Origin of the sequence: Streptomyces sp. RGM 3693 (assembly GCF_050471125.1) — a bacterium.
In the GTDB taxonomy this organism is placed as follows: domain Bacteria; phylum Actinomycetota; class Actinomycetes; order Streptomycetales; family Streptomycetaceae; genus Streptomyces.
In genome coordinates this window covers 1,561,477-1,574,634 of sequence record NZ_JBMPPQ010000001.1, presented here as the reverse complement: position 1 = coordinate 1,574,634, position 13,158 = coordinate 1,561,477, and the positions used below count along the sequence as shown (strand labels likewise).

General features: G+C 71.0%; 9 protein-coding genes. 5 read left to right on the top strand and 4 right to left on the bottom strand.

The window, feature by feature from the left end; all coding sequences use genetic code 11:
- Nucleotides 1–23 precede the first annotated feature (23 nt).
- Nucleotides 24–245 (bottom strand): hypothetical protein, encoded by a 222-nt coding sequence (locus tag ACO0M4_RS06615; RefSeq protein ID WP_430368736.1) that lies wholly within the window; start codon nt 243–245, stop codon nt 24–26.
- A 387-nt stretch (nt 246–632) separates the two neighbouring features.
- Between ACO0M4_RS06615 and ACO0M4_RS06610 the strand changes: the two genes are divergently transcribed.
- The 3 genes from ACO0M4_RS06610 (at nt 633) to ACO0M4_RS06600 (ending at nt 3,944) form a co-directional block, all read left to right on the top strand.
- Nucleotides 633–1,418 (top strand): TetR/AcrR family transcriptional regulator, encoded by a 786-nt coding sequence (locus ACO0M4_RS06610; RefSeq protein ID WP_430371276.1) that lies wholly within the window; start codon nt 633–635, stop codon nt 1,416–1,418.
- A 111-nt stretch (nt 1,419–1,529) separates the two neighbouring features.
- Nucleotides 1,530–2,189 carry an IS607 family transposase gene (locus ACO0M4_RS06605; RefSeq protein WP_430368735.1) on the top strand — a complete coding sequence of 220 codons (660 nt, stop codon included), beginning with the start codon at nt 1,530–1,532 and terminating at the stop codon, nt 2,187–2,189.
- 66 nt (nt 2,190–2,255) lie between these two features.
- On the top strand, nt 2,256–3,944 hold the full coding sequence (locus tag ACO0M4_RS06600) for a hypothetical protein (RefSeq protein WP_430368733.1): 1,689 nt from the start codon (nt 2,256–2,258) through the stop codon (nt 3,942–3,944).
- On the opposite strand, the gene ACO0M4_RS06595 is transcribed toward ACO0M4_RS06600, so the two are convergent.
- On the bottom strand, nt 3,941–5,149 hold the full coding sequence (locus ACO0M4_RS06595) for an acyltransferase family protein (protein WP_430368731.1): 1,209 nt from the start codon (nt 5,147–5,149) through the stop codon (nt 3,941–3,943). The genes ACO0M4_RS06600 and ACO0M4_RS06595 overlap by 4 nt on opposite strands.
- On the bottom strand, nt 5,146–7,521 hold the full coding sequence (locus ACO0M4_RS06590; RefSeq protein WP_430368729.1) for a glycosyltransferase: 2,376 nt from the start codon (nt 7,519–7,521) through the stop codon (nt 5,146–5,148). Before ACO0M4_RS06590 ends, ACO0M4_RS06595 begins: the two co-directional genes overlap by 4 nt.
- Before the next feature lie 859 nt (nt 7,522–8,380).
- Between ACO0M4_RS06590 and ACO0M4_RS06585 the strand changes: the two genes are divergently transcribed.
- Nucleotides 8,381–9,016: a transcriptional regulator gene (locus tag ACO0M4_RS06585; RefSeq protein ID WP_430371275.1), complete on the top strand. Its 636-nt coding sequence runs from the start codon at nt 8,381–8,383 to the stop codon at nt 9,014–9,016.
- A 52-nt stretch (nt 9,017–9,068) separates the two neighbouring features.
- Here ACO0M4_RS06585 and ACO0M4_RS06580 read toward each other — a convergent pair whose 3' ends face one another.
- Complete coding sequence (locus ACO0M4_RS06580; protein ID WP_430368727.1) at nt 9,069–10,547, bottom strand: nucleobase:cation symporter-2 family protein; 1,479 nt, start codon at nt 10,545–10,547, stop codon at nt 9,069–9,071.
- A 240-nt stretch (nt 10,548–10,787) separates the two neighbouring features.
- Between ACO0M4_RS06580 and ACO0M4_RS06575 the strand changes: the two genes are divergently transcribed.
- Nucleotides 10,788–13,130, top strand: coding sequence for an FHA domain-containing protein (locus tag ACO0M4_RS06575; protein WP_430368726.1), 2,343 nt, complete (start codon nt 10,788–10,790; stop codon nt 13,128–13,130).
- Nucleotides 13,131–13,158 lie beyond the last annotated feature (28 nt).

Sequence of the window (13,158 nt, the reverse complement as noted above, 5' to 3'; positions counted from 1 at the left end):
CCCGCACGTACTCGGCCGCCGGATCACTTCCGGCGGCCGAGTGCTTTGGCCCGGGTGTGGGACCAGCCGGCGAGCAGCACGCCGGCGGCCACGACGGCTAGGTAGCCGGCCAGGACGACCGGGAAGCCGCCGCCGAGCCAGCCGAGCAGGCCGGTGTTGCCGTGGTCGATGAGCAGTCGGACGGCGCTCTGGCCGGCGATCGCCACCAGGACCATGGCGGTGATCTGCAGGATGTCGTACTTCATGGCGCTCCTCGGAAGGTGACTGGGGAATCGGAAGGCGACTGGGGACGGGCGTCGGGCCGTGGCGTTGGGCCGTGACGTCGAGACCCGGCGCTGGATCCCGGCGCTGGGAACCGGTGCCAGGACCCGGTGCCGCCATGCGCATCGGCGCACGGCGCACCCCGAACGGGCCGCGCGCAGCGTGACCGGGCGTGCGGGGTGGACGTGCGGGTGGACGGGGACGTCAGGGGCGGCGATCCGCCGCGTAACGCCACTCCGTGACGCCATCCCGTGACGCCATCCCCTGACGTTACGAACGTATCAGCGGCCGAGGTGCCGTATTAGGCTTCAGCACTGCCGAATTTGCGTTTCGTCACAGTATTTGCGAGGTGCCGGGTGGGCTTGAGGCGTGTGGAAAAGCGGTCGTCGTGCCGGGTGTGCGGGACGGCGCTGGCACCGGCCGGGCGGGGGCGGCCGGCGGTCTACTGCTCGCGCAGCTGCCAGGCCCGCGCGTACCGGCGGCGGAAGCATCCGCCGGTGCCGGTGCCGATACGGGCTGGGGAGGCGGCTCCGCCGGCGGATGCGGCCAGGGGCGCGGCGGCGGACAAGCGGCGGCGGATCATCGAGGCGGTGTGGCGGATCGCTGCGGAGCGCGGCTTGCACGCCGCGAGCATGCGGGAGGTCGCGGCGGAAGCCGGGGTCTCGGTACGGGCGGTGCAGTACCACTTCGCGGACAAGCACCGGCTACTGGTGGACGCGCTGCAACTGCTGCACGAGGAGAACGAGCGGATCGCCCGGTCCCGGATCCGGTTCGATCCGGCGGATCCGCGGGCGCTGCTGCGGGACGTACTGGACGAGTTCCTGCCCTTGGACGCCCAGCGGGCCGCGGCGCTGCGGGTGTTCGCGGCGTACTACGCGCGCAGCCTGACCGATCCGGCGCTGGCCCGGGTGTTCCTGCCCGGGGACCACCCGCTGGAGGACCTGGTCACGGGCATCCTCGCGACGGCTCGGGACGCCGGGCGGACCGCGCCCGGGCTGGACGTCCGACTGGAGGCCGACCTGCTAGTGGCGGCCGCGGTGGGGCTGGGCGGCGACGTACTGCACGGCCAGCGGTCGTTGGCACAGGCGCGGCGGGCGCTGGAGTACCGACTGGGGACGCTCTTCCCGGGCGGACAGGGGGACGGCGGGGAGAGGTGAGGACGGAGTTGGTGGGGCCGCCTGGGCGGCCCCACCGATCAGCGCAGGGCGGGTTCCGGGTTGACAACTTTTGATTCAGTTGTAGGCCACGGTAGGTCATAGAGTCCCCACATGAGTGATAGGGCTGAGGATTGGATCTCTGCGGGTAAGGCTGCGAAGCGGCTTGGAGTTTCCACGCGGACGCTGCGGCGTTACACCCTCGAAGGCGTGTTGGAGGACCGGCGTTCGCCGGGTGGGCGGCGGGTGTTCCGGGTGGGGGATCTGGATGCGTTGTCGCGGCGCCGGGGTGGGCCGGTGCTACCGCCGGTTGGCGGTGTAGTGCTCTACGGGCGGGTGTCCTCGCACCGGCAGCGCGCGGAGGGGCATCTGGACCGGCAGATGGCCCGGCTTCGGCAGGCGGCGCGGGAGCGCATTGTGGTGGGCGAGTTCTCCGATGTGGCTTCTGGCCTGTCGGACAAGCGCAAGGGTCTGCGACGTGCGTTGCGCGCCTGCCAGGCCGAGAGTGTGTCCACGCTTCTGGTGACGCATGAGGAGCGGCTGGCCCGGTTCGGTACCGCGTTGTTGGCGGAGGTGGTGTTGCCGTCGTGGGGATGCCGGTTGGAGATTTCCGGGGGTGATGAGGAGGTGGACGGGGAGGGGGACGGGGATCTGGTGCGGGACATGCTGGCGGTTGTCACGTCGTTCTCGGGCCGGTTGTACGGAGCGCGTTCGGCGCGGGCGCGGGCGCTCGCACGGGCGGTCAAATCCACCGTAGAGGAGCCGCATTTGTAGGCCAGGATTGGCCATGTGTAGCGTGATCACGTCGGGTTGACGAGTGATCGGGAGGAGGCCGTGAACTTGCCCAGGCGCAAAAAGAAGCGCGAACTGCGCACGATCGCGACCCCCTTCACGGTCGCCGCGCCATTCGGCGCCCGGATACGGGACCGGCTCCGCCTCACCGACGCCGATGCGGAGGTCGTGCGGCTGGCCGGTGAGCACCTGGGCCACCACGCCCGCGCCGATCTCGCGGAGCGTGTCGCGATGGGCCAGGTCAAGGCGAAGGACACACAGCGCGCACGCCGCAAAAAGGCACTCACCGCAGTGTCGTCATCGCGTTGGGCGGGGGCGATCACCCGCGCCAGCGAGGACCAGTACCAGCTCAGCCTGCGGGCCCTGTACGACGAGCGCACCTCGCTGCGCCGCGCCATCACCACCATCAACAAGCGACTCGCCGCGCCGTGCGGTGAACGCGCGGGCAAGGTGCGCGGCTATCCGGACCAGGCCGAACGCTGGACCAAGCAGCGCCGCATTCAGGTGCTCACCGCCCGGATCGCCGAGGTGGAGCAGCGCATCGAGCAGGGCCGACCGGCGATCTCCGTGGGCGGCAGGCGGCTGGCGAAGGTACAGCACAACCTCGCCGACGCCCGGCTCACGCAGGCCGAATGGCGCCAGCGGTGGGACGCGGCCCGGCTGTTCCTCACCGCTGACGGGGAGTCCGGCGCCCCCTACGGCAACTACACCATCACCGTCGATCCCGACGAAGGCTCCGTCACGATCGTGCTGCCCGCACCACTGCGGCACCTGGCCAACGCCCCACGCGGCCGGTACGAACTCGCCTGCACCGCGCGCTTCCACCACCGCCGCCAGGAATGGCTCGACCGGGCCACCGCGCACCGTGCCGTGCGTTACGACATCGTGCACGACCCGGCCCGCGACCGCTGGTACCTGGACGCGTCCTGGTCGGCCGACACCGCCGTCCTGCCCACGCCCGAGGAGATCAAGGCATTCGGGGAACGCCTGCTCGGCGTGGACCTCAACGCCGACCACCTTGCCGTGTGCGTTCTCGATCCGCGCGGCAACCCCATCGCAGCACCGCACACGATCCCGTTGGAGATGACCGGCCCCGCATCCCAGCGGGACGGACGCCTCCGCGCGGCGATCAGCCAGCTCCTGGACCTGGCCCGCGAGCACAACTGCGCCGGAATCGCGATCGAGAACCTGGGCTTCACCGACGCCCGCACCACCGGGCGGGAGACCATGGGCCGAGGCAGGCGCGGCAAGACCTTCCGCCGCACCGTCGCCGGTATCCCCACCGCACGCTTCCGGGAACGCCTGCGAGGCATGGCCTACCACCGGGGCCTCATCGTCGTGGCCGTGGACCCGGCGTACACCTCGATCTGGGGCGAGAAGTACTGGAAAGCCCCGCTCCAGCAACAGACCAAGACCACCGTCACACGGCACCATGGTGCCGCAGTGGCGATCGGCAGGCGTGGCCTGGGATACCGGCTACGGCGTCGGCCAGGTGTGACCCCCGCTCACCAGAGGATGAGCGCGGGGAGAGCTACCGGCCAGACCGTCACCGCTCCCAGGCCACGCGGGACCGTGAGCCCACCCAGGACAGCAGGCACGCCAAACAGAGGCGACAAGACCCGACCGCGCCCAGGTGGCCAGCTCACGCTGTCCCCCGACCCTCAAGACCGTTCGGAGGGTCACCGGACCACCTGTCCGGAATACAGCGATTCGGCCAACACTGGCCAACTCGCTTAGGAACGGTAGAAGTCCCGGGGGCGTCCGTGGGCGTCCTTGAGGCGGCCGAGGAGGCTCGCCGGGTATTCGATGAGCCAGTAGCTGGCCGCGGCCGCCGGGAGGGCGGCGAGGAGGACGATCAGCAGGGCCCAGGGGAAGCCGGACGGGCCGGTGGGCAGTAGTCCGGCGGTGTGGAGCAGGAGCATGACCGGCTCGTGCCAGATGAAGAGGCTGTAGCTGATCAGGCCCACGGGGGTGAGCCAACGGGCCGTCAGGAAGCGGTTCCAGAAGGTGCGTTGGCGAATGTGGAGGGTGCTGAAGAGCAGCAGCATCCACAGGGCGGAGGCGATCGGGTGGTAGTAGGTGAAGGTGAAGCCCTCCGCGTCGGACTGGAGCGAGAGGCAGAAGAGGCCGGCCAGCGCGAGGGCGGTGAGAGACAGTGCGGTGCGCGGGGTCAGGCGGGCGCGGTCGCCGAGCGCGGCCAGTGCCACCGCCAGTCCCATGCCGGCCGCGAAGCCGCCGAAGCGGGCCTGCGGGCCGAAGTAGGCGACCCAGTCGGTGTGCGGGATGCCGAGGACGTAGTGGGCGACGGTGATCCAGGCCAGCGGTGCGGCGTAGAGGAGGAGGCAGCCGGCCGCGCAGACCGCGACCCGGCTGGCGCGGTGGCGCAGTCGCCGGCAGGCGCGGACGGCGAGCGGGCCGAGGCCGACGAGGACGAAGTAGAAGAGCACCTCCAGGGAGAGCGACCAGGTGGGGCCGAGGGTGTAGAAGATCCGGTCCTGGTCGAAGACGTGGGTGAAGGTGAGGTGTTCGAGCAGGTCCGGCCAGTTGCCGGGGAGGGTGGGGTTGCGGGTGGCCCAGACGACCAGGACGGCCAGCACGTAGAGCGGCAGGATCCGGATGGCGCGCCGGAAGAGGAAGGTGCGGGCCGGCCGGGTGGAGCCGCCGTCGAGGGCGGCTCGGGCGTAGGAGTGGGTGAGCAGGAACGCCGACAGGACGAAGAAGAGGTCGATGACTTCGAGGGAGAGGACCGCGTCGAGCACGGGGTTGGCCACCGGTGGGTGGCCGCCCTGGGCGTCGTAGGCGATGTACTGCTGCCAGACGTGGAAGGCGACGGTGCTGAGCGCGGCGAGTCCGCGGAAGCCGTCGATGTCGCCGGCGGGGCGGCGGCGCGGGGCGCTGTCGGGGGTGCGCGGCGGGGCCGGCGGAGCGGTGGCGGTGGTCATCGGCGGGCCACCGCCTTGGCTGCCTGGGCGCGTGGGGTGACCCGCCACTGCCGGTCGCCGAGGGCCTCTTTGAGGTGGGACTGGCGGGCGACCATGTTCTTGAAGTGGCTGTAGAAGACGGTCGACACCAGGAGGTAGGACCAGAACCAGCGGCGGCGGGCGCGGAGTTCGGGGACCGCCAGTCGCCAGGCGAAGAGGGCTTGGACGGGGCCGGCGGCGAGGGTGAGGAGCAGGGCGAGGACGCAGACCGGCACCGCCCAGTCGAGGTGTCCGGGGCCGCCGGCCTTCCAGGTGGCGTAGAGCAGGATCGGGAGGATCTGGAGGGTCAGCCAGGGTTGGATCTCGCGCCAGCCCAACAGGACGATCAGGCCGAATTTTTGACGCACTGTCAGGACTGGTGAGCGCAGGCCGCGCCAGAGGTGTTTGAGGGAGACCTGGAGCCAGCCCTGGGCCCATCGGGAGCGTTGGTTCCACAGGGCGGTGAGGGTGGTGGGGGCCAGTTCGCGGGAGAGGAGGGTGCGGTCGACGGCGATCCGGGCGCCGGCGGTGAGGGACCGCATGGTGGAGTCGATGTCCTCGGTGAGCATGGAGCCGTGCATCCGGGTGCGGGCGAGGAGGTCGGTGCGCCAGAAGCCGTTGGAGCCGCCGAAGACGCCGAAGCCGTGGAGTCGGGTGCGGCCGGGGTGGCTGACGGCGTAGATGGCCTCGAACTCGACGGCGACGAGCCGGGCGATGCGGGAGCTGTCGCCGTTGCGGATGACGCAGTGTCCTTGGACGACGTCGTAGCCGTTGGACAGCCAGTGCCAGGCGTCGCGGAAGGCGTGCGGGGCGGGGTGGTGGTCGGCGTCGAAGATGCCGACGAACTCGCCGCGGACCCGGGTGACGGCCGCGTTGACGTTCTGGGCCTTGGAGGTGCTGCCGGCGACCGGCAGGAGGACGAGGCGGGGGTCGCGGGTGGCGATCTCGCGGAGGGTGTCCTCGACGGGCAGCGGGTGCGGGGTGTTGTAGGCGAGGACGATTTCCAGGTCGGCCGGGTAGTCCTGGCGCAGAAACGATTCGACGGTGTCGACGATGGTGGCGGCCTCGTTGGGGAGGTACGCGGCGATCACGGCGCTGGCCGGCGGGTAGGCGGCGCCGGGCCGTTGCGGGCGGGATGGCGCGTCGAGTGAGTAGAGGCATTCCAGGACGATCAGCAGCGCGGAGAGCACCAGTCCGGCGACCACCGCCCAGTACATGCCGGAGCCGAGGTCCCAGCCAGCCAGGTACGCCTGCTGGTAGAGGACGAACGGCACGCCGATGCCCAGGAGTAACGCCAGGACCGGGGAGAGCGCGGAGAGCGCCGGGCGGATCAGGGCGCGCAGCGGGGGCCGGCGGTGGCGGTGCGGGGTGTCGCGCATCCAGGGGGCGTAGCGGACGGGGCGCAGGTCGCGGTGGCGGAGCGCCTCGTGGGCCGCGTCGCGGGCCTGGTCTGCGGCGTCGGCGGCGTCGGTGCACCCGGTGAGCGGGAGCCAGCCGATGGCGGGGGTGAGGCGGACGTTCTCGTCGGCGACGACGAAGCGGGTGCCGGCGGCGGCGGTGGCGAAGTCCGCCAGGCCGCGCAGGGCGGTCTCCTCGTCGACGCCGGGGAGCAGCATCAGGAGGTGGCCGTCGTCGTCCCGGCCGAGCCGGTCGCAGAAGCCGCCGAGGCGTTCGGCGACGCCGGCCAGGCGTTCGGCGACCTCGCGGCGGACCCGGGGGCCGAGTCGGTCCTCCAGGGCGGCGAGTTCGGCGACGTCGATGACGGCGAGGACGGCGAGGACACCGCCGTGCCGGGCGGCGTCGGGGCGTTGGAGTTCGCGCTCCACCTCGTCGAGGAAGTGGGGGCGGGAGTAGAGGCCGGTGCGCGGGTCGCGGAGCAGGTGCTCGACGGGGACCGGGACGCGGCGGAGCTTGGCTTCTATGCGGGCGGAGAGTTCGTCGGGGTCGGACGCCTCGGGTATGCAGTCGTCGGCTCCCTGGCGGAGCAGGTCGGCGACGCCGGTGGGTCCGGGGGTGCCGGTGACCATGAGGAGGGGCAGGGCTCGGCCGGCGGGGACGGTGCGGACCTCGCGGATGACGTCGGCTCCGGCGTGCCGGGCGCCTGGTTCGTCGAGGGCGACGACGGCGTCCGGGGGTGTCTGGCGGACGCGGGGGCCGGCTTCGCCGGGTGGGGCGTGGCTGACGTGGTGACCGGTGGTGCGGAGGGTGTGGGTGAGGCGTTCCAGGCGTGGTCCTGGGGTGCCGATGACGAGGACGTGGCCGGCGGGGTGGGTGCCGGGTGGGGTGGGCTGGTCCGTTCCGCCGAGGAGGGCCGTGGGTGAGCCCTGGGTGTGTGCGTGGTGCGAAGTGAGCACCTGGGGTTGTCCTTTCTGACTACGGGGCACGCGGAGGCCGGCGAGGGGTCCCCTGGACCGGTTGGTCGACGGTCCTCGGGGCCCGGTGGCCGTGCGCGGGCAGGGCTGAGCAACCGCCCTGCCGCGGCGGCGAGTTGGGGTGCCGGTGCGCCGGCTCGTGGGGTGCCGGCGGCTCCGTGGTGCGCGCGATGCGTGGACGGTGACGATCAGGCGGGCGTCGGGCGGCGGTCAGGTGGTGAGCGCCGCGGAAGCCGCGTGATTGTCAGATGCATGACAGCGTGAGGTGCGGCAAGCGCGCCGGGGTGCGTCTTCTCTCGGCGGAACGGACGGCGGCACGGTGGCGCGCGACCTCGGCGGGCGCGGCCGGCACGGCGGGCTGCAGGCACCGGACCACACGGGGGCGGTCGAGTGTGTATCGCATATGAGGGGTCCCATCCTGATCGGATCGTGGGGGGAGGACCGGATGTCAGGTGTACACCGACCGACCCTGCTCGGCAAGGCCCATCAGCACCCGCCAGCCTCGACGATCACTGTGACACCGCACCTTCATCCACGTAACACCTTCATTACGTCCGGCCGTCGCGGCGATCCCGGCATCCACTACCGCCCGGTAGGTACCGGTGCATCGGGTATACCCGGTAAGGGAGTTCTGGCCTGGAGGTTCGTACCTCTCGCCGATCTGTTAATCTTCCCGCCCCTGGATGTTCCTCCATGTCCGCCCCCTTCCCTCCCCCCAGCACCCCCTGCTCTCCGGGTGCAGCGAGGTGTCGCGTACGTGAACAGCGTTCCGTTCTCTCCCGCTCAGGCCCGATCCGCGCGGGCCCGGGTGGGCCTGACCACCGGTCAGGTCGCCCAGTCCATGTCGGCGTGCGGTGCGCCGGTGCACCCCGAGGCGATCGAGGCGTGGGAGTTCGGCTCCCTGGTGCCCACCGAACCGCAGCTGTTCGCCCTGGCCGATGTGTTGTGGTGCCCGCCGACGGTGCTGATGGGCGTGGAGCCGCGGTCGCTGGCCGAGCACCGGATGGCTCGGCAGTTGAGCGCGGAACGGCTGGCGCAGCTGGTTGGGATGGCCCCGGAGGTGTACCGGGGGGCGGAGGCGGCCAACCAGTGGCACGGTGACTACCGGCAGACCAAGGCGCTGGTGGAGGCGCTGGGGCTGTCGCTGCGCAAGCTGATCGGGGTGATGGGGCGGGTCGAGGAGTTGGCCGGACATCTGCGGGCGGCGATCGAGGGCCGCTGGAAGTCGCACGTCGGGCCGATCACCGAGATCACCACGCTGAACCGGACGCGGGTGGGCGATGCGCTGCGCACCATGCACGGGGAGTTCGCGGACTTCTCCGAGCGGTACATGGGGCACGTGGTGGCGCGGAACGCCGACGCCCGGCTGAAGGAGATCGCGGCCGAGCGGTCGGCGTACCTGCGGCAGTTGGTCGACCACTTCTGGGAGCTGATCGGCGAGGCGGGCGAGGCGCCGCCGTTCAACTCCGTGCACTGAGGCGGCCGGACGGCGGAGCGGGCCGGTGGTCCCGCCCCGCCGGGGCCGGACGTCAGTACGCGCCGTGGGAGTGCGGCGGCGGACCGGCGGGCGCGGGGCCGGTCGGCCCCGCCTGGTCCATGACTGCGCCCTCGGCCTCGTCCTCGGTGAACTCGTCCCAGTCGATCTCCAGCGACTTGCGGCGGGTGAAGACGTTGAAGACGAGGTTCAGCACGATCGCGGTCAGACCGCCCAGGGTGATGCCGGAGTCGAGCACCGCCCGGACGCCCTGCGGCATCCGCTCGAAGAACGGCGCGACCGCGGTGGGCAGGAACGAGGCGCCCAAACTGACCGCCAGGATGAGGGCGTTGCGCTCCTCGCGCAGGTCCACCTTGCCGAGGATCTGGATGCCGACCGCGGCGACCATGCCGAACATGGAGAGCGCCGCACCGCCGAGCACCGGGTGCGGGATCGCCGCGACCACCGAACCGGCCTTGGGCACCAGCCCCAGCACGATCATGAAGCCGCCGGCCGCGACCACCACGAACCGGCTCATCACCCGCGACATCCGCACCAGGCCGATGTTCTCGGCGAAGGCCACATAGGGGAAGGAGTTGAAGATGCCGCCGAGGATGGTGGCCACGCCGTCGGCGCGCAGTGCCCGGGCGACGGTGTCGTTGCCGACCGGCTTGCCGGTGATCTCGCCGATCGCGTAGACGTCCCCGGTGGTCTCCACCATCGTGATCAGCATGACGACGACCATCGCGATGATCGGGAACGCCTCGAATTTGGGCATTCCGTAATGGAACGGGGTGCTGACGCCGAACCAGCCGGTCTGGCCCACACCGCTGAAATCGACGTCACCGAGCAGCCAGGCGGCGGCTGTTCCGCCGACCAGTCCGAGCAGCACCGCGACGCTGCTCAGTAGCGGCTTTCCGATCCGTACGATCGCCAGAATCAACAGCAGGGTGCCCAGCGCGTATCCGAGGTTCTTCAGGTCGCCGAATTCCGGCTTGCCCGCCAACTGGGCGCCGCCGGCCGCGTCCTGAAGGGCCTGCGGGATGAGCGTGAGGCCGATAATGGTGAGAATCGTGCCGATGACGACCGGTGGGAAATACTTCACCAACTTGCTGAAGAACGGGGCGAAAAGGAAGGTGGCGATACCCGCGGTGATCACCGCGCCGTAGACCACCAGCAGTCCGGCGGTGCCGCCGCCCGCGCCCAGTCCGATGGCGATCATCGGGGAGACCGCGGTGAACGTGGCGCCCTGCACGAGGGGCAGTCGGGCGCCTATCTTCCATATGCCGAACGCCTGGATGACGGAGGCGATTCCGCAGGTCAGCAGGTCTGCGTTGATGAGGTAGACGAGTTCTTCGCGGGACAGCCCGAGGGCGTTGCCGAGCATGATCGGGACGATGACCGCGGCCGCGTAGAAGGCGAGGACGTGCTGGAATCCGTAGAGGGCGAGTTTGCCGAACGGCAGCACCTCGTCGACGGGATGGGCCCGCTGTCGGGGAAACTGCCGAGGGGATTGTCGCGCGAGTCGTGCCATCTCTGCCTTGCCTTCATGAGGTAGGTGAATAAGAAGGAACCCGGGCCCTATGGTGCGTTGCCCTGCGGGGTACGGTGCATCCCGGTTCGCCGGGGCATCCTTCGATCAACGGACCGAGGTCCGGTATTTCCATGGAATGCGCAGGTGCGGGCTCGTCGGGGCGCTCACCCTAGTTGACCTGTACCGCTCCGCGCGAGTAACCAGGGGCGGGGGCGGGGAATGCGCCGTAAAATCTGAAATATGGCTGAGCGGCCTGATGCGTCCACCGCGCCCGAACTCCTCGTCGAGTCCGGCGGTGTCACGCAGGTGATGAGCCCGGGGCACGCGTACCACGTGGGACGGGACCCGGACAGTGAACTCGTCATCCCCGACGACCGGGTGTCCTGGCACCACGCGGTGCTCTGGGCCACCGAGGACCACTGGCTGGTGCAGGACGAGGGCAGTACGAACGGTACGTATACGGACGGGCATCGGGTGTCGCGGTCCGACGTCGGGCCGGGCAGCGTGATCCGCTTCGGCAATCCGGCCGACGGCCCGTGTGCGGTGCTCACCGACGTCTCCCGGCGCACGGCCGCCGGCCGGCCGTCGTCGGTGTCGCACCCGGCGGCCACCCACACCTTCCGGCGGCCCAGTACGGTCCGGCCGCTGCCGCCGGCGCGCACCACCCGGATCGGCCGGGCCCCCGACAACGACCTGGTCGTGGACGACCTCGCGGTCTCCCGCCGGCACGCCGAACTCCGGGGCGGCCCGGACGGCTACACCCTCGCCGACCTCGGCAGCCACAACGGCACCTACCTCAACGGCCGTCCGGTCCAGCTCGCCCCGGTGCGCCCCGGCGACATCATCGGCATCGGCCACTCCGCGTTCGTCCTGGTCGGCGACCAGCTCCAGGAGTACGTCGACACCGGTGAGGTGTCGCTGGACGTGCAGGAGCTGACCGTTCAGGTCGGCAAGGGCGCCGAGCGCCGGACGCTGCTGGGCGGGGTGTCGTTCCCGGTGGGTGAGAAGTCGCTGCTGGCCGTGATCGGCCCCAGCGGGGCCGGCAAGTCGACACTGCTCAACGCGCTGACCGGACAGCGTCCCGCCGATGGGGGCACCGTGCTCTACGACGGCCGGGACCTCTACCGGGACTACGCCGAGCTGCGCCAGCGCATCGGGCTGGTGCCACAGGACGACATCCTGCACACCCAGCTGACCGTCCGCCGGGCGCTGGGCTACGCGGCCGAGCTGCGCTTCCCCGAGGACACCTCGCCGGCCGAGCGGTCGGCCCGGGTCGAGGAGGTGATCCGCGAACTCGGCCTGGTCGAGCGGGCCGGACTGCCGATCCACAAACTCTCGGGCGGACAGCGCAAACGCGTCAGCGTGGCGCTGGAGCTGCTGACCAAACCGTCGCTGCTCTTCCTCGACGAGCCGACCTCGGGTCTCGATCCGGGGATGGACCGCTCCGTGATGCACATGCTGCGCGGTCTGGCGGACGACGGCCGCACCGTCATCGTGGTCACCCACAGCGTGCTGAGCCTGGACGTCTGCGACCGGCTGCTGGTGCTGGCCCCGGGCGGCACCATCGCGTACTACGGGCCGCCGGAGGAGGCACTGCCGTACTTCGGGTTCACGCAGTGGCCGGAGGCGTTCGAGGCGTTCGAGAACGACCGCGGGCGGGACTGGGTCGGGGAGTTCCGGGCCTCGCCGCTGTACCGGCGTTACATCACCGGGGAGACCCGGCAGCCACCCGTCCCGTCGGCGCCCCGGCATCCGGTGGCCGCGCCCCGGACCCAGCGCTGGGGCGCCCAGCTGTGGACGCTGGTGCGGCGGTACGCGGCGGCGCTGTCGTCGGACCGGACGTTCCTGATCATCATGGTGGCGCTGCCGTTCGTGATGGGGGCGATGGCGCACGCCATCAGCGGCGGGAAGCTGACCGACGGGGCGGCGACGGTGCTGCTGATCCTGTGTGTGGGGGCGGTACTGACCGGTGCCGCCAACGCGGTCCGCGAGCTGGTCAAGGAGCGGGTGATCTACCAGCGGGAGCGGGCGGTGGGCCTGTCCCGGGCGGCGTATCTGATGTCGAAGGTGCTGGTGCTGGGGACCATCACGGTCGTCCAGGCGGTGGTGCTGACGCTGGTGGCGCTGTTCGGGGTGCACCTCAACGCCCCGGGCGGCAAGGGGGTCCTGATGCCGCCGCTGATCGAAATCACGCTGGCGGTGGCGCTGTTGGCGTTCACCGCGATGCTGCTGGGGCTGCTGGTGTCCGCGTTGGTGCGCAAGGAGGAGGTCACCATGCCCCTGCTGGTCCTCCTCGCGATCGTCCAAGTGGTGTTCTGCGGTGCCCTGCACCAGTTGCCGGGCACCGCGGTGTTGGAGCAGGTGGCGTGGCTGGTGCCGTCCCGGTGGGCGCTCGCGGCCATGGCGGGCACCATCGACCTGAGCCGGCTCCAACCGGGGCCGCTCACCGCCGACCCGCTGTTCCGGCACGCGGTGGGGCCGTGGCTGCTGGACATGGGCATGTTGGTGGTGCTGTCGGTGGTGTTCGGCTTCCTCGTCTACCGGCTGCTGCGGCGCCACGAGCCGGAGATCATGCGCCAGTAGCCGGGACCGGACCGTTGGTGCGTACGGC

What these genes read in the sequence shown, in the direction of transcription:
- ACO0M4_RS06615 (WP_430368736.1), bottom strand. Translation starts at nt 245, where the DNA reads ATGAAGTACGACATCCTGCAGATCACCGCCATGGTCCTGGTGGCGATC.
- ACO0M4_RS06605 (WP_430368735.1), top strand. Translation starts at nt 1,530, where the DNA reads ATGAGTGATAGGGCTGAGGATTGGATCTCTGCGGGTAAGGCTGCGAAG.
- ACO0M4_RS06595 (WP_430368731.1), bottom strand. Translation starts at nt 5,149, where the DNA reads ATGACCACCGCCACCGCTCCGCCGGCCCCGCCGCGCACCCCCGACAGC.
- ACO0M4_RS06585 (WP_430371275.1), top strand. Translation starts at nt 8,381, where the DNA reads ATGTCGGCGTGCGGTGCGCCGGTGCACCCCGAGGCGATCGAGGCGTGG.
- ACO0M4_RS06580 (WP_430368727.1), bottom strand. Translation starts at nt 10,547, where the DNA reads ATGGCACGACTCGCGCGACAATCCCCTCGGCAGTTTCCCCGACAGCGG.
- ACO0M4_RS06575 (WP_430368726.1), top strand. Translation starts at nt 10,788, where the DNA reads ATGGCTGAGCGGCCTGATGCGTCCACCGCGCCCGAACTCCTCGTCGAG.